12 protein-coding genes and 1 riboswitch are annotated in these 16,078 nt (G+C 54.5%); of the genes, 2 read left to right on the top strand and 10 right to left on the bottom strand.

Translation table 11 applies throughout. The annotated features are described in order from the left end of the window. Positions 1–225 precede the first annotated feature (225 nt). The 5 genes from JMJ04_RS16155 to holB form a co-directional block, all read right to left on the bottom strand. Positions 226–1,563, bottom strand: a complete 1,338-nt coding sequence (locus JMJ04_RS16155) for an alanine--tRNA ligase-related protein (protein WP_201371487.1) — start codon at positions 1,561–1,563, stop codon at positions 226–228. Between the two features lie 598 nt (positions 1,564–2,161). After that, the gene (locus JMJ04_RS16150; RefSeq protein WP_201371486.1) at positions 2,162–3,091 is read right to left on the bottom strand and encodes a hypothetical protein; all 930 of its coding nucleotides are present in this window, start codon (positions 3,089–3,091) and stop codon (positions 2,162–2,164) included. 145 nt (positions 3,092–3,236) lie between these two features. Continuing rightward, positions 3,237–4,247, bottom strand: coding sequence for an NAD-dependent epimerase/dehydratase family protein (locus JMJ04_RS16145; protein WP_201371485.1), 1,011 nt, complete (start codon positions 4,245–4,247; stop codon positions 3,237–3,239). 138 nt (positions 4,248–4,385) lie between these two features. Then, positions 4,386–5,183: an enoyl-CoA hydratase/isomerase family protein gene (locus JMJ04_RS16140; RefSeq protein ID WP_201371484.1), complete on the bottom strand. Its 798-nt coding sequence runs from the start codon at positions 5,181–5,183 to the stop codon at positions 4,386–4,388. A 38-nt stretch (positions 5,184–5,221) separates the two neighbouring features. Continuing rightward, complete coding sequence (gene holB / locus JMJ04_RS16135; protein WP_201371483.1) at positions 5,222–6,253, bottom strand: DNA polymerase III subunit delta'; 1,032 nt, start codon at positions 6,251–6,253, stop codon at positions 5,222–5,224. Between the two features lie 568 nt (positions 6,254–6,821). Between holB and JMJ04_RS16130 the strand changes: the two genes are divergently transcribed. Then, positions 6,822–7,607 (top strand): RNA polymerase sigma factor, encoded by a 786-nt coding sequence (locus JMJ04_RS16130; RefSeq protein ID WP_201371482.1) that lies wholly within the window; start codon positions 6,822–6,824, stop codon positions 7,605–7,607. Then, complete coding sequence (locus JMJ04_RS16125; protein ID WP_201371481.1) at positions 7,604–9,565, top strand: hypothetical protein; 1,962 nt, start codon at positions 7,604–7,606, stop codon at positions 9,563–9,565. The genes JMJ04_RS16130 and JMJ04_RS16125 overlap by 4 nt, the downstream gene beginning before the upstream one ends. A gap of 72 nt (positions 9,566–9,637) precedes the next feature. On the opposite strand, the gene JMJ04_RS16120 is transcribed toward JMJ04_RS16125, so the two are convergent. From JMJ04_RS16120 to JMJ04_RS16100, 5 genes are all read right to left on the bottom strand, one after another. Further along, positions 9,638–10,255, bottom strand: a complete 618-nt coding sequence (locus JMJ04_RS16120) for a DUF1003 domain-containing protein (RefSeq protein ID WP_201371480.1) — start codon at positions 10,253–10,255, stop codon at positions 9,638–9,640. A gap of 164 nt (positions 10,256–10,419) precedes the next feature. Then, the gene (locus JMJ04_RS16115) at positions 10,420–11,571 is read right to left on the bottom strand and encodes an acyl-CoA dehydrogenase family protein (RefSeq protein WP_201371479.1); all 1,152 of its coding nucleotides are present in this window, start codon (positions 11,569–11,571) and stop codon (positions 10,420–10,422) included. Between the two features lie 276 nt (positions 11,572–11,847). Then, entirely contained in the window at positions 11,848–13,092 is a 1,245-nt protein-coding gene (gene metK, locus JMJ04_RS16110; protein ID WP_201372378.1) for a methionine adenosyltransferase, read from the bottom strand. Positions 13,093–13,404: 312 nt separating this feature from the next. Further along, a riboswitch (SAM riboswitch) is annotated at positions 13,405–13,545 on the bottom strand. A gap of 231 nt (positions 13,546–13,776) precedes the next feature. Next, positions 13,777–15,045: an adenosylhomocysteinase gene (ahcY, locus tag JMJ04_RS16105; protein ID WP_201371478.1), complete on the bottom strand. Its 1,269-nt coding sequence runs from the start codon at positions 15,043–15,045 to the stop codon at positions 13,777–13,779. Between the two features lie 90 nt (positions 15,046–15,135). After that, positions 15,136–16,074 carry a PfkB family carbohydrate kinase gene (locus JMJ04_RS16100; protein ID WP_201371477.1) on the bottom strand — a complete coding sequence of 313 codons (939 nt, stop codon included), beginning with the start codon at positions 16,072–16,074 and terminating at the stop codon, positions 15,136–15,138. Between the last annotated feature and the right edge of the window lie 4 nt (positions 16,075–16,078).

Raw genomic sequence — 16,078 nt, 5'->3', positions numbered from 1 at the left:
TTTTTTATATTATTGCATTCATCAGTATCTATCTACAGTAGAGATAACACATGCCAGGGTGCCAATTATTCTCTACAGTAAAAGAGAGAGTACATGTCACCTCCAGCCCTTGGTAACATGCACTCCTCTATTACCTTGACGCACTACAATTGAACTTAAGATCATTCTGGTAGAGGCAATTGGCAAATTAGTCCGACGCAACATATAGTAAGCGATGGACAATAATCAGGAAGACTGGAAATGTGTCTTCACGCTTACACGACTCACCTGGCTGTGCTGCTGGCGCGCCTGCTCGTAGCGCTGCCAATCGATGGAGAGTCCTCGCTCAACGAGAATCTCCGCCGCCAGGTCCGCCGGGAAGCCGCGCTCCGCGTGCAGCTGGAACAGAACCCGCCCATCGACATAGCCTTGCTCGTTCGCCTCGACGTGCTCCAGCAAGCTCAATCCCTGAGTGAGTACGCGCGAAAACATGCGCTCTTCGTTGGTCACGACCTGCACCAGTCCTTGCACATGAGAATGCTCCTGCGACGTGAGCAGAGAGTCATGCCCCGCCGCCAGGGGCGACAATAACTCGCCGAGGAAGGGTTGCTCCAGTCCCAGCACACGCCCCTGGCGCGCCGCGCGGCGAATCAGCCTGCGCACCACAGAGCTACGCCCATCGCGCCCGGGCCGCACATCCACCAGGCCCGCCAGGAGCACCGCGCGCATGTGGTCAACAATCATTCGTCGCGTGCGCCTCACCTCGCCTTCTTGCTCGGGCGCCAGCTCGCGTAAGCGCTCTAGCGCGGGCAGAAACACATCTGTGGAGAAGACAGACTCAGACCCCTGCAAGACAGTCGCTATACGTTCCAGGCCCATCCCGGTGTCGATATTCCTCTGGGGCAGCGTGGTAAGTGAGCCATCCGCGTGACGCTCATACTGCATAAAGACCAGGTTCCAGACCTCCATAAAACGCTCACAGTCACATCCAGGACGGCAGGTCGCGCGCCCACACCCCAATGCCACACCACGATCCACGAAGATCTCCGAGCTGGGACCACAGGGACCGGGACCATCACCCATAGTCCAGAGATTATCCTCACTCCCCAGGGGCACAATCCGCTCATTGGGCATGCCCACGCGCAACCACTCGTTGATCGCCTCATCGTCGCCGGGCAACCCCAGAGATTCGTCGCCCGCATAGACGGTTACCCAGAGCCGCTCTCGCTCTACCTCCAAATGCTGTAACAAGACCTCCAACGCCATCACTATCGCCTCACGTTTCCAGTACTCTCCTATCGACCAGTTGCCAAGCATCAGAAACGCGCTCATCTTGCGGTCATTACTGCCTACTGCCTCGACATCATCGGTCCGCAGACAGCGCTGCACTGAGCTAAGACGCGGCGAGGGAGGCAAGGTCTCAGCTCGCAGATAGGGAAGCAGCGGCTGCATACCCGCGATAATAAAGGACGTGCTGTTACCAGGCACCGCGAGGGGAGTGGAAGGCAACTCATAGTGCCCATGCCCACGAAAGTACCCCAGGTAGCGCTCAACGATCTGAGGAGAACTAAGCACTGTCGTCATGATGTATTCATCTCCTTTTGTATTTACGTACTAGTGTTTACGGCTCGCGAATACAGGATCGATTGCTCTCAAATGGAAGCGTTTTAGCTCAGAGATGATGTTTTCGCGCATACAAAAAGCCCGCCCCAAGCATAAACGCTCAGGGCGGGCTATTCTATCTATTGCTAAGCTTTAGCAAGCCCGTGGTACCACCTGAATTGAAAACCTCCACCAGGCCAACAAAGCCAGGCAGAGTTTCTCCACTCTACAGGCACGGAAGCAAACCGCCTTTGCAAGAATCAAGCACACAGGCTGGCTCTTCGATGCCTTGCCCCATGGTAACGGAGGGCGACCGGCTAGAATTACTTACCCATTACAACCGTTCTTGCTGAACGCTTTCACAGGTGTTTGTTCCGCATCGTGGCTCATTTGAGAGCCTGAGGGGGGCCTACCAGGTCCATCCAAAGCGACGGGCTTGCACTCTCCCCGTCTCGCTGGTCTTTTGGGTGTCCGCTGATTTCGTCCCTCGCGACGATTTCTGTATCACAGCAAACTCCATGTTATATGTAAAGTATACGGACGATACTGAAGAAAGTCAAGCTTTGCAAAAATTTTGTACTTAACGTGGGGTCAGAAGATAGCCTACGACCTCGTAGCCGCGCCCCAGGCGCTCGTTCTCGGGAAGGTCGGTGATCCATTCCCAATGCCGCTCCTCCAGAACTGTAAACTGCTCCTGGACAAGGTCAAAGAAGCCACGCGGGACAAGGGGAATATCTCTGCGATGGCTGGCATCGTGATCAGTTCCGTAGACATTAAAGGCGAAGCCACGCACATCGCTCAGCAGCAATATCAGGCCATCCTGATCCAGCAGGGAGCGAAGCAGATGCAAGTGTGCGTTGATGACACGCAGGCGAAAAGCTTGCGCGGCTTCTTGATAGCGTCGATGGCGCTCCTGCTCACCAAGTAGCTCGGGAGTTGCGGCTTGAATTGCATCCAACAGATCAAGAATGGGATAACTAAATAGCTGCGACATGACCAATGAGCTTACGACGAGGCCATATTGCGCGCTGCCCAGGTCATCAATCACAGGTGGGTCAGGCACGAGGCACTCCTCCAGGCACTGGGCCGCGGCGTCAAAGACCGCACTACTCCCCTGCTTAGATAGCTCGTCCCAACGCCTGCGACGTGTGTGGCGCAGCAACTGGCCACTCACCTGTCCGCTCAGATCGCACTCAACCAGGCGCATCCTGCGACGCTGGCCTGGACTCTTCAGTTGTTCATCGCAGGCGCGCCGCATCCCCGCCAGATCAAGGTCAGCCAGCACGAGTTCATCGGCGCCCCGGCATAATGATACCAGGGGGACCTCAGTACAGCCGCCCGCACCCAACACAGCGATGCTGGCAGATGTACTGGCAGAGCGCCGATGCAACGCAAGCTGATACATGGCCTCGCACTGCTCTAGATGCTGCGCTGCATGGGTACGCAACCATTCTCGTCGTTCAGGGCCTTGCGTTTGTGCATTACTATAAGAAAGATTCTCTATCCGCACTATTGTCCCTCTACCTCTCCACTCGAAATGATGGTCGAATTCTATCATCATCTCAAGTGGAGAGCAAACACGCGCCTTCTATCATCCTCCCCAGAGGGGTGTGCCTCGGATACTAGCTGCTTATCCCAGGCAGCGAGAAAAAAGCCTATTCACCCGCCTGAGCCTTCACATGCTCATGCCAGGCGGAGAGTACCTCTCGCTCGCGCTCTGGGGAGAGCGTTTTGCCCAGCGTGCCTTCGCGCTGCTGGCTATGAATCCAGGCCAGAGTATCGCGCGCGGTCTCCTCCAGGGAGCGGAAGGTCATGCCAGCGGCGACGGCTTTGGCGTTCTTCACAGTACAGAAGGCGTCGCCATCCTCGCCTGGTATCCAGAGTGGGAGTTGCATCCAGGGCTGGATCTCCTGCTGCTCCAGAAAATCTTCCGCGACCCAGGTAAAATACACCTCGTTATTCAACGCGACCCGACAACGCTCCAGCACCTCGCCCAGAGGCTGTGGCTCTTGCGGGCCAGTCGCGTTGAAGGCACCCGTCTGCCTGGTTTCAGACATGCGCACCATCCACTCCGCCAGGTCGCGCACATCAATCCATTGCAAGGGCATATCCCGGTGGTCTGGTGCCAGGACCTCGCCCCCCTGAGCCAGGCGATAGGGCCAGTAGGTAAAGCGATTGGAAGCATCCCAGGGACCCACAATCAAGCCGGGGCGCACCAGCAAGGTCTTGCCAGGGAAGGCCTGCTCGACCTCCTGCTCGCACAGGGCTTTGAGCGGGCCATAGGTCTCGCCCGTGACCTCTTCAATGCCTGGATCTTCTAAGGTCGCCAGTGGATACTGCTCATCGATGCCCTTCTCTTTAAAGTCGCCATACACGTTAATACTGGCGACAAAAGTATAGTGTTCAACCGAGCCAGCCAGCGCTTGCGCGGAGGCGCGTACGATGCGTGGTACATAGCCGCAGGTATCAATAACAGCGTCCCATTTGCGACCTGCAAGCAGGTGCAGATCATGCTCGCGGTCCCCTAAGATCTCCTCTGCCTGGGAAAAGAGGCCTGGCCGCGTCTTGCCTCGGTGAAAAATAGTAACCTCGTGCCCACGTGCCAGGGCAGACTCAACAATATGCCGCCCCAGAAAAGCGGTACCACCTAATAGCAAAAACTTCATCCGATTCACTCCTTCATTATTTCAGTAACGTCCTTGCCATTTAGCATAACCCGCCCAGAAGCTCACTGAACAGGGCAAAAATATGCTGGTAGCATAGGTTGATGAATAAACTATGCTACCAGCATATTTTTGTAGAGCCTATTTCCCCTGATATTTAGGGGCGCGTTTCTCAAAGAAGGCGCGAATGGCTTCTCTGTGATCTTCCGTGGTGATCGCGCGACCTTGCAGTTCGCCCTCCAGTTTGAGGGACGAAGCCAGGTCGCTATCCAGGCCCTGGTACATAAGCTGCTTGATCAGGCCATAGGCACGCGTGGGGCCATGCGCCAGGCGTTGCGCGACCTGCAAAGTTGCCTCTTCCAGCTCGGCAGCAGGTACGCACTTGTTCACCAGGCCCAGGCGCTCGGCCTCTGGTCCGCTCACTTCATCCGCCAGCATTGCCATCTCCAGGGCCTTGCCAATACCTACCAGGCGTGGCAGAAAGTAGCCACCGCCCCCATCAGGCATCAGGCCAATGCGGGCAAATGCCTGGATGAAACGCGCGTTATCGGCGGCGATACGCAGGTCACAGGCCAGGGCAATATTGCACGAGATACCGGCGGCAACCCCATGTACCGAGGCAATGGTCGGCTTCGCCATCTCCTGCAAGGTGCGAATCAACTGGTGATACTTGCCCAGATGCTTGCTAACCTCCAACGGCTCCTTGCTGCCATTGGCCGAAGAGAACTCGCTCAGGTCCTGACCCGAGCCAAAACCACGCCCGGCCCCCTTCAGGATCACACAGCGAACATCCTCATCTTGCGCGGCGTCGGCGACAGCCTCGTTTAGCTCAGCGAGCATGCGCTCATTGAAGGCATTCAATACTGCGGGACGATTCATCGTAATGATTGAAATATGCTCTGAGGTTTGCGTTACCAGGTGCTGGAAATCACTTCGCATGCGTCCACTCCTCATCATTGATGGTGTGTAAAAGCTGGCTATCCCTTTATTGTAGGCATATCCAGCATTAAAACTTCAAGGGCCATGCGCGTATTCACATTCTGCTCAAGCGCTTCCAGGGTCTTCAGGATCGAGCGCACCATCTGCTGCGCCTGATTGGGGAGAATTTTGCTGGCCTGCGTCTTGAGCAGGTCGCGCATATCGACATTGACGGTCAGATCGAGACAATTATTGCTTGCCAACACCAGGTCACGCCACCAGAGCAGGAAGAGTTCGAGCATCTCACGAGCGCGTTCGCTATCACTGGCCAGGCGTTGCACGAAGTCAAAGCGCTGCACCCTGTTCAGTGTAGGAAGTTTGGCCAGCCCCTCTAATTGGGCCTTGCGCTCCTCCATCATCTCTTCATCCTCAATGGCCTGCACGGCCCAACCCATACGCCCGGCGGCCAGGGCGGCTACCAGGTCGGCCTCCTTAGGATCGGCTTCCCAGTCATCCACAAGCGCCTGGCGGATCTTCGTTGTGGTCAGAAGTTGCATAGGCAACTGTTGCACACGCGAGATAATCGTGGGCAATAGTAGACCCGGTTCCGGCACGGTCAGGAGAAGTACCACGTCAGGCTCTGGCTCCTCCAGCGTCTTGAGCAAACAATTCGCCGCCTGCACATTCATCTGGTGGGCATCTGGTATGAGGAAGACATTTCGTCGCCCCTCCAGCGTACGCCGCGATGAGTCGTTCTGCAAAGCACGAATCTGCTCAATGACGATAAATTGCTTATCGGGGGCTTTGGTCACAACGTGTACATCTGGATGATTGCCATGTAGCACCTTGCGACACGCCAGGCAAGTATTACAAGGATTGAGCGGAGACACACGAGGGTCTGGGCCACCCGTACAGAGCAAGGTCTGCGCAAAGCGATGCGCCAGGAGCGACTTACCAATACGTGGGGGACCGGAGAAGAGGTAGGCGTGACGAACCTGCTGCGACGCCAGCATGCGGCGCAAGATATCGATACTGTGTTCGTGGCCGATAATATTCCAGCCTTGTTGCGACTGTCCTTGCTCAGTTATCATGCTCCCATGGTACCAAAAAGCACGCCACTACGCAAGGCAATTTTCACACCTATAGAGGCTTCCAATTCTTCTCTGGCGCCTGCCTTGGCTCGCTACGCTTGCCTCCGGGTAAGAGGTGTCTGGTGGTGGGCTGGCAGTGCCAGCCCACCACCAGACACCTCTTACCCGTGAGTGCCGCAGGCACGAAAGCAGATACTAAACCTGCTCAGGTTGTGACCTGGGTACCACAGGAGAGGGCTTTGAAGGTTTGTATGCTATACTAAATCTCATGGGTAACGCAAAACAAGGACCAGGGCGATACAAACAGATTCCAACTCCTCGTTTACAACCAATCCGCCAGGCCTGGCGTATAAGTGTATAGGGTAGCGGTTTGTCAGCTTCGCGGTTTCCTGTGTACCAGATCACAGCGTTTTCTAGACAGCATATGCTATGCTACTTTATATATGCAAAAACTTCACAGACACACAACACAATCAGATTTAAAACTTCTGCAAAACTGATAAGGTCGATGTAACCAATGGATCTCCCTATCCGTTTGTACAATACAAATAGCAGTCTGCGTTCTTCTATGGAAGAGGAACGCCGAGGCTCTCCTGGAGGATCCACATCAGCCAGTCAGGATGAGGTAGAGCAACAGGCTCTCGAAGCACAAGAAGTTCGCCCACAGGCGCCAGAACCTGAACCTGCTGACGAAGAACAGCAGCCACAGGTACAAGCAAGCGAGCATGTGAGCGTAGAGGACTTCGAGGATATCTTTCAACGATATCAAGGGCCTATTACGAACTATATCTACCACCTCATTGGCAACCGGGAGCAAGCCTACGACCTGGCACAAGACGTTTTCGTCAAGGCATACAGGGCACTATTAGGAGGCACACAAGTACAGCCAGGAGCACTTTCTGCCTGGCTATACCGTATCGCGTCAAATACGACCACTGATACTCTGCGCCGCCGCCGCCTGATTTCCTGGCTTCCACTGTCGCTCTTTAATGAAGATCGCGGCATTGGCGCTGGCGTTGTCTCAGACAACGGGAACTCGGGTGGAGAGAACTACGCGGGCGACGAGCAGGTACATGAGGCGCGGGCAACAGCGGTCAGTACTGCCTATGAGCGCAATGGCTACGATGGCGGTAAGTTCGAAAATCGCGTTGCTGATCGCGAGCTTGTGGAGCGTGTATTCAATCAACTGCCTCCTAAATACTCTTCTTGCCTCTGGCTATACGAGAACGACGGCCTATCTTGTGCAGAGATTGCTGAAGTGCTCAATATCAGTGCATCTGCGGTTAAGATGCGCCTGATGCGAGCGCGGGAACGGTTTATCGCATTGTACAAAAAAGAGGTCGGTGAAGATTGAACTGCAATAGAGCGCGAGAACTCCTCGCTAATTATCGAGACATACAAAAGGAGCGGGCTGCAATCCTCCCAGAGCTAGATGCTCACCTGGAGGTTTGCTCTGCCTGTCGCCAGATTCAGCAACAGAGCGACTTTATCGGTGCAAGTGTTCGCTCGCTACCTACACTGTCCTCAGCACCGGAGGCACATGCTAAACTCATGCGCGCGCTCGCCGCTGAGCATACGCGCTATATTCAGCGTGCAACATCTTCAGAACTCTCAACGCCGACACCTGCTTTCCTCAAACCCTATCTCAAAGATATCGTCGCCGAGGAAAAACACCTGGAGCCTCTTACCACCTTTTCGTCAGCAGAAACCGGTCCCCTTCCTGTTATTCCGATTACACGCAAGCGTCCACGCCTGGCACGTATGGGACCTACCACGATTGTTGGGATAGCTGCCGCCGTGCTGATGCTGATCATGGCAGGTGGTATCTCATCCCTGGTGCTCATGGCGCAAATGAATAATGGAAAACCTGCTATCGGGGGAGAGCAAGCCAATGTGACCAGAGGCGCATCTCTCTCGGTTGCCAATATTGCGGTACAGACGTCCTACCCGCATGTCGTCAGCGCGCTCGCGGACCGCAATACCATGTACTTCAGCGCCTATCAAGATGGCAGTGACCCTGCATGGATGCTCGAACAGGTCCATCTCAATACCAACAACGATGCATCTATCACACCGATACCGCTGCTGGATAAACCAACAACGAGTAACGTCTATCTGCTTGAGAACGTCCAGAACTGGCTCATCTGGTTACAACTGGATAAACCTAAAACCACCACGGGCAAGCCTCTAGATACGCAGAATAGCTCGCTCACACGCACCTGGAGCCTCGACGCGCTCTACGTGGGTTCAGGAGATACGAAAGCGAACAAGAACGATCTTCCAGGTGAAAAGAACGAGGCAAGCGCCAATCAGCCCATTACCCTACTCAAAGGGCTGTATGACCAGAACACGGTTCCGGCATGGATAAACTCACCCCTTCAGGGAACGAGCACCTATCAGAATAACCTGCTGGTTTCCTGGCTTGATAACCAGGGCACCTCCCATCTAACTCGCTACCAGCTCGATGCTCAGCAGGTACCAACATCGGAGGAGCTGGCCCATGTAAATGCGGGTCATGTCCTGGCTTCTCCTACCGCAAGCAGCGATGGCAGAAGCATCTACTGGGGAGAAGAGTGGGCCACGAACGATAATATCCTGCATAGCAATATCTGGCAGAGCCAGGAAGAGGAGGCCGCGCCAGAGCATGGTCGCTGGGCGCCGCATATCGAGACGGTACGTTCGCTGTTTAAAAACGATGAAGCCTCCTTCCATCCACATGTGGTGGGCGACACGCTCTTTATGCTGAGCACGCTCCCCCTGGATGCCCCAAATCAGACAAACAAGCCGTCACCCATTATCACGACAGGCTCACAGACGCCAGTGGCCTCGCTTACGCCTTCCGCGGCGAAAAGCACTCCTGTGCTCACGCCTTCCGTGACAACAGGCCAAGACGAAACACCTATCACGCAACCAACCCAGGCGCCCCTGATCGCAAAGAGCGATCCCAACGCCTATCCATTGCAGGCCGATGCCATGATCCAGGGAACCCTCTTTGGCTATCAACTCAGTGATACCACGCTGGCGCCGCAACAATTTGGCGATGAAGGCCAGTCCATGGCTCTCCAGGGCGGCAACCGCTTCTTACTCTGGCAGAACAAGAACAAGAGCATTAATATGTTCGACGTTCTAACTAACAACCAGGTGGGAGTAGGGACCCAGATTCCAGCCAACACGCTCTTCCTCTCCATCCATGGAGATACCGCTGTGTGGCTAATTCCTCCCGACTCCAATGCGAACACGACTCAGCCAGCCAATACGGTCACCTTTAAGACCTTTAACTGGCCCACGAAGATCGTCTCCCCCAACAACTAGACACCTTAATACACCAGGAAAGGCGAGAGGAAATTTCCTCTCGCCTTTCTTCTTTAAGTTCTCTACGCCCTTTTAACTTTTCGTTCCACCTTTAATTTCCGCGTCTGGCGTGATATTCTTCATGGCTTCCTGCGCCAACTGGGGATCAACTTTGCTCAGATAACTCAGCATTTGCTGATGCTGGGTTTCTAAACGCTTGTTCTGGTCCTGCAAGCTCTGTACGACCTGGAGGATCAAGCTGTCCTGGTGATCCAGGTGCTCCATAATATTCCTGATCTCCTCCTCGCCTTTGCTATCAGTAACGTAGTCATTCTGGGCAGTAAGCCTATCCTTTTCAGCCTGCCGATTTTGCGAGATCATGATAAATGGCGCGGCGAATGCTGCTTGAAATGAGAGCGCCAGATTCAACAGAATGAATGGATAAGGATCAAAGCGACCGAAATATGCTTGCACACTATTAAAGAGAATCCAGGCCAGAAGAATAAGACTCTGAATAATAATAAAACGCCAGCTACCCATGTTGGACGCAACAGTGTCAGCCACTTTTTGTCCAACAGTCAAATTTTGATCGGCTGCCTCATTCACATTGACAACAGGCCCATGCTGCTTATGGTCGAAACGCGGGAACTTCAACTGTCCTGGGCTCTTGTGGTGAGCCTCTTTTTCATTTAAAGCGGGTGTGATGCTCATCAAGAAACTCCTTTTTCATTTTTTGTCCACCCTTCATCTTCCCCTTCATAACCTACTTCATAAACTTTAAAGAGACATGAAATTGGGGTAGCAAGATGGCCTCTCCAGCAATTGCTGGAGAGGCCATCTTGCGTTTTCTCTTCCAGGTAGATAACGCCTCCTGGCTAGCAGCCAAGCTCCTTGGCGATCAGCATACGCTGCACCTCGCTTGTCCCCTCGCCAATCTCGTTGATCTTGACGCTACGCCAGTAGCGCGACACAGGATATTCATCCATAAAGCCGTAGCCACCATGGATCTGTACCGCCTGGTCAGCCGCACGCTTGGCCGTCTCGGACGCAAAGAGCTTGGCCATTGAGGCCTCGCGCCGGTAGGGCTTCCCTTGCATATGCAGCCACGCGGCTTTATAGTACATCAGGCGTGCCAGTTCAATCTCCATATCCATGTCGGCAAGCTTAAACTGAATGGCCTGATATGCACTAATCGACTTGCCAAACTGCTTACGCTCTCTGGCATAACTCAGCGCCTCATCCAGACAAGCCTGGGCCAGGCCAACTGAGAGGGCCGCAATTGCAACACGCCCCGCATCCAGGATCTGCATAAATTGTTTGAAGCCATCGCCACGCTTTCCCAGGATATTCTCTTCGGGAACCATGCACTCCTCAAAAGAAAGCGGGCGGGTATCCGAGGCCTTCCATCCCATCTTCTTATATGGATTCCCGATAACATAGCCAGGCGTACCCTTTGGCACAATCAAGTTGGTGATTTCGTTGCGCCCATCTGGACGTTGACCCGTCACCGCCGTAATCGTCACGCCACCTGTTATATTGGTTCCAGCGTTGGTAATAAAGACCTTGGAGCCATTGATATGCCACTGGCCATCCTCCTTGAGCACAGCACGCGTGCGCGTCCCACCCGAGTCAGAACCAGCCTCTGCTTCCGTGAGACCAAAGGCCCAGAGCCGTTCACCAGTAGCGAGAGGGAGCAGATAGCGCTGCTTCTGTTCCTCACTGCCAAAGAGATAAAACGGAGTCGCACCCAGCGAGGTATGCGCCTCCATGGTAATGCCCACCGAGACATCACCACGCGAGATCTCTTCTATAGCTAGACAGTACGAGAGAAAATCCGCGCCCGCGCCACCATACTCCTCAGGAAATGGCAGTCCCAGCAGGCCCAATTGCCCCATCTTGCCAACCAGGTCATAAGGGAACTGGCCAGTGGCATCCATCTCCTCCGCGCGCGGCTTAATCTCCTGCGCTGCGAATTCGCGACAAGTATCACGTATGGCTATCTGCTCGTCGTTGAGTGTAAAGTCCATACCGTTTTTCCTTTCTTGCAACATAGCTGCCTTCAGTAGAGCGTAGCAATCTCTACCAAGATCATATTATATCCGATTTCAGCAAAGCGTTGTTGCTTTCCCCCCACCGACTTCTCGCCTGTAGCGCTCGGAGGTAGGGGATAGTGGCCTGGCAGGTGGGCGTATACCCACCTGCCAGGCCACTATCCCCTACAAAAAAAGAAGAGAAGGCAAGAATGTGTGCGGGATCATGATCTCGCACACATTCTTGCCTTCTCTTTTTATATACTAGGCAGCTTACGAGAAGGCTTTGTCGCTCTCGATGTTGGCGCCCACGCCCTTGCGCAGCATGGGGACTTTGTTCAGCTCTTCCCAGGGCGCATCGATGTCGGTTCGCCCAAAGTGACCAAAGGCCGCGGTAGGCTGATAGATGGGCCGGCGCAGGCGCAAGTCCTGGATGATGCCCGCCGGGCGCAGGTCGAAGTGCTCATTGATCAGGCGAATGATCTCTTCGTCCGATACCTTGCCAGTACCAAAGGTCTCGACAAAGAGGGAGAGCGGACGCGCGACGCCGATGGCATACGAGACCTGGAGTTCGAGGCGATCAGCCAGGCCAGCGGCAACAATATTCTTCGCGATGTGGCGCGCGGCATAGGCTGCCGAACGGTCGACCTTCGTGGGATCTTTGCCGCTGAAGGCACCACCACCATGACGCGCCATGCCGCCATAGGTGTCTACGATAATCTTACGCCCCGTCAGGCCAGCGTCACCCATCGGTCCACCCAGCACAAAACGCCCCGTGGGGTTCACAAAGATCTTGGTCTTTGAGTCAAGCAGATGCTCAGGAATAACCGGCTTGATAATATGATCGATCACATCCTGTTGAATCTGTTCGCGATCCACGTACTCGGCGTGCTGCGTTGAAACGACGATGGTATCTACACGCACAGGCTTGCCATGCTCATACTGGATGGTGACCTGTGCCTTGCCGTCCGGGCGCAAATAGGTCATCGGGCCATTGCCGCCCCAGGACTTGCGACGGACCTGCGAGAGCTGGCGCGTCAACTTATGCGCCAGGCTGATTGGCATGGGCATATATTCAGGCGTCTCGTTACAGGCGAAACCAATCATCATGCCCTGGTCGCCTGCGCCAACGCGCTCCAGTTCATCATCGCTGAGATGCAACTGGACATCGCGCGCCTCTAGCGATGCGCTCACGCCCATATCAATGTCGGGAGACTGCTTGCCAATTGATGTTACGACGCCACAGGTGCGATAATCGAAACCATAGTCTGCATTAATGTAGCCAATTTGCTCGATTGTTTTCCTTACAAGTGCAGGCATATCCACCCAGGCGGAGGTCGAGATCTCACCCGCCACCAACACCAGGCCAGTCGTCGTTGCCGTCTCACACGCTACGCGTGCCAGGGGATCCTGCGCGATAATCGCATCCAGAATAGCGTCAGAAATCTGGTCACACAATTTATCTGGGTGCCCCTCTGTGACCGACTCACTGGTAAAAAACGACTTTGGGCTCTCCATAAAATTACTCAAAGGTTGGCACCTTCCTCTCTTACAACAAGGTTCATCTACATGAACGTACGCCAGAAACAGGTGGAATGGTATGCAACCAGGGTCACGCCTGTGGGTGCGAGGAGCGACGCGGGATATTTTCTCTTGCCTTACTTCTTCTCCGAAAACCCTGAGCGCGCTTGTCCCCGAATGGGGGAAGCGCTAGCCACGCGAGTGGCGCTATGCTCCCGAATGGGGGTTGGGGTTCGGAATAAGATCTTAGCGAATTGTAGGCATAAAAAAACCCCTTGCTTAGCAGGGGTATGGCATTTATGCTCATTCCCCTCATCTTGCGGATATAAAAAGTCCGCCGGAATTGGCACCCTTCTCCCTCGTTTTGCCTCATTACTCATGATTGCAAAACAAGTTAAGCGGGTTGCCGGGCTTCGTCGGGCCGTGTCCCTCCACCTCTCTTGATGAGAGCGATCTCATGCGTATTTTGTTTCATTTTCGAAGTACAGCGCTTCAGCAGAATGCTGCCTGAACGCTTTTTATTGGTTTTATTCTACGTCAAAGATTCAGCCATTGTCAACTACACAAGAGCTAGGATTCTCTTCGTAGAGAAAAGTGACTGGACAACGGCAGTACCGTTGTCCAGCCACTTTTCTCTACAGGGAGAGTTTATGCTGAGCATGGGCCACTCAAGAGAGAGGACTAGGTGCCAGACTCCCAGGAGTTGAGATACTTCTCTTGCTCAGGGGTCAGCGTGTCGATGCGAACCCCCATCGACTGGAGCTTCAACCGGGCAATCTCTTTGTCGATATCAGCCGGGATGGTGTAGACGCGAGGCTCAAGGTCCTTGGCAAGCTTGAGCATATACTCAGCACCAAGGGCCTGGTTGGCAAAGCTCATATCCATCACGCTCGCGGGATGACCCTCGGCGGCGGAGAGGTTGACGAGGCGACCCTCAGCCAATAGATAAACGCGGCGGCCATCGCTATAGGTGTACTCATCAACGAAGTCACGTACGCGGCGCTTGTTGGTCGCCAGCTTCTCTAGCGCAGGGATGTTAATCTCATCATTGAAGTGGCCGGAGTTTGCGATCAGCGCGCCGTTCTTCATATGCTCCAGGTGATCCTGATCGATCACGTTGATGTCGCCGGTGACTGTCACGAGGATGTCACCGATCGCGGCAGCCTCGACCCCAGGCATGACGCGGTAGCCATCCATGACGGCCTCAAGCGCGCGCGTAGGATCAACCTCGCAGACGACCACGTTCGCGCCCAGGCCATGACCACGCGACGCGACACCGCGACCGCACCAGCCATAACCAAAGACGACCAGGGTACGACCCGCGAGCAGCCTGTTGGTCGAGCGAATAATGGCATCCAGTGTGCTCTGGCCCGTACCATAGCGGTTGTCGAACATATGCTTGGTATCAGAGTCATTGACGGCCAGCACAGGGAAGCGCAGCACCTCTGCCTTTTCCATGCTCTTCAGGCGAATGACGCCCGTAGTTGTCTCTTCCAGGCCCGCGACCACATTTTCTACCAGCTCGCTACGCGAGGTGTGCAGGATCGAGACCAGGTCACAACCATCATCCATAGTCATGTTCGGCTTGTGATCAAGCGCCGCATTGATGTGGCGATAGTAGGTCTCCTCATCCTCGCCCTTGATAGCATAGGTGGGAATACCGTACTCGCTTACCAGGGCGGCCGCGACATCATCCTGTGTCGAAAGCGGGTTGGAGGCGCATAGTACCAAGTCGGCACCACCAGCCTTAAGCGTAATCGCCAGATTCGCGGTCTCAGTTGTGATATGCAAGCAGCCAGACATGCGCACGCCTTTCAGCGGCTGATCTTTGATAAAGCGCTCACGGATCAGGCGCAGTACCGGCATATCTTCCGCGGCCCACTCAATGCGGTCCTTACCGCGAGCGGCCAGCGAGAGATCCTTTACATCACCACGCGTTGAAATAGCCATTCTATAATTGTTCCCTTCTTAAACAACAGCAAAACTGAATAGTATTGTACAACAAATCGCTTCGATTGGCAGAGAGCCAGGTACAGGTTCTTAGCGCACGTTCCAGCGTGGATCAAAATGCGAATAGGTCACAAGCTCGTTATAACGCTGCTCGATATCTGCTATCGACAATTCGCGCAAACCATTGATACTAAAGTCACTGCACGCAAAGGAGCCGATAATGTTGCCATGAACCACTGCACGCTTCATATCTTCCGCGCTATAGGCACCATTGGAACCAGGCTCGACTGTAGAGAGATAGCCAAGAAGGCCGCCCGCAAAGGCATCGCCTGCGCCTGTTGGATCGATAACCTCTTCGAGAGGATAGGCTGGAGCGCTGAAGTAGGTTGCATCCGCGCCAAAGAGGAGCGCGCCATAGCTTCCCAATTTCACCACCAGGTATTTCAAGCCCATATCCAGCAACTGGCGTGCGCCCGCAAGGATGCTCGCCTGTTCGGTAAACTGGCGTACCTCTTCCTCACTCATAAGCAAGACATCGACGCGCTTGATGATCTCGGTCAACTCCTTGCGCGCGGTCGTAATCCATAGCTCCATCGTATCTAGCACAGTCAGGCGCGCATTGGGTGCCTGTTCTAAAACCTCCAATTGCAGGGAGGGCTGGATGTTTGCCAGGAAAAGCAGGGGACTCTGACGATAGGTCTCTGGAACGACCGGGTGGAAATCCGCGTACACACCCAGTTCAGTGTAGAGCGTATCGCGATGGTTCATATCCAGGTGATAGCGCCCACCCCAGGAAAACGTCTTGCCCTCCTGTATCTGCAAACCACTGAGATCGATACGATGACGTTGCCAGAATTCTAAATGCTCGCGGGGAAAATCACTGCCAACGATAGCGACCAGGTTGACTTCGTCATAGAGCGATGCCGCCGTCGCGAAAAAGGAAGCCGCGCCACCCAGGACGCGATCGGCTTTCTGAAAAGGGGTCTCAATAGCATCTAAGGCCACGGAACCCACAACAAGAATCGACACTACT

The sequence above is a fragment of the Ktedonobacter robiniae genome (assembly GCF_016587375.1).
GTDB classification, from domain to species: Bacteria; Chloroflexota; Ktedonobacteria; order Ktedonobacterales; family Ktedonobacteraceae; genus Ktedonobacter; species Ktedonobacter robiniae.
This window is presented reverse-complemented; position numbering and strand designations above follow the sequence as displayed.

What these genes read in the sequence shown, in the direction of transcription:
- JMJ04_RS16155 (WP_201371487.1), bottom strand. Translation starts at nt 1,563, where the DNA reads ATGACGACAGTGCTTAGTTCTCCTCAGATCGTTGAGCGCTACCTGGGG.
- JMJ04_RS16145 (WP_201371485.1), bottom strand. Translation starts at nt 4,247, where the DNA reads ATGAAGTTTTTGCTATTAGGTGGTACCGCTTTTCTGGGGCGGCATATT.
- JMJ04_RS16140 (WP_201371484.1), bottom strand. Translation starts at nt 5,183, where the DNA reads ATGCGAAGTGATTTCCAGCACCTGGTAACGCAAACCTCAGAGCATATT.
- holB (WP_201371483.1), bottom strand. Translation starts at nt 6,253, where the DNA reads ATGATAACTGAGCAAGGACAGTCGCAACAAGGCTGGAATATTATCGGC.
- JMJ04_RS16130 (WP_201371482.1), top strand. Translation starts at nt 6,822, where the DNA reads ATGGAAGAGGAACGCCGAGGCTCTCCTGGAGGATCCACATCAGCCAGT.
- JMJ04_RS16120 (WP_201371480.1), bottom strand. Translation starts at nt 10,255, where the DNA reads ATGAGCATCACACCCGCTTTAAATGAAAAAGAGGCTCACCACAAGAGC.
- JMJ04_RS16115 (WP_201371479.1), bottom strand. Translation starts at nt 11,571, where the DNA reads ATGGACTTTACACTCAACGACGAGCAGATAGCCATACGTGATACTTGT.
- metK (WP_201372378.1), bottom strand. Translation starts at nt 13,092, where the DNA reads ATGGAGAGCCCAAAGTCGTTTTTTACCAGTGAGTCGGTCACAGAGGGG.
- ahcY (WP_201371478.1), bottom strand. Translation starts at nt 15,045, where the DNA reads ATGGCTATTTCAACGCGTGGTGATGTAAAGGATCTCTCGCTGGCCGCT.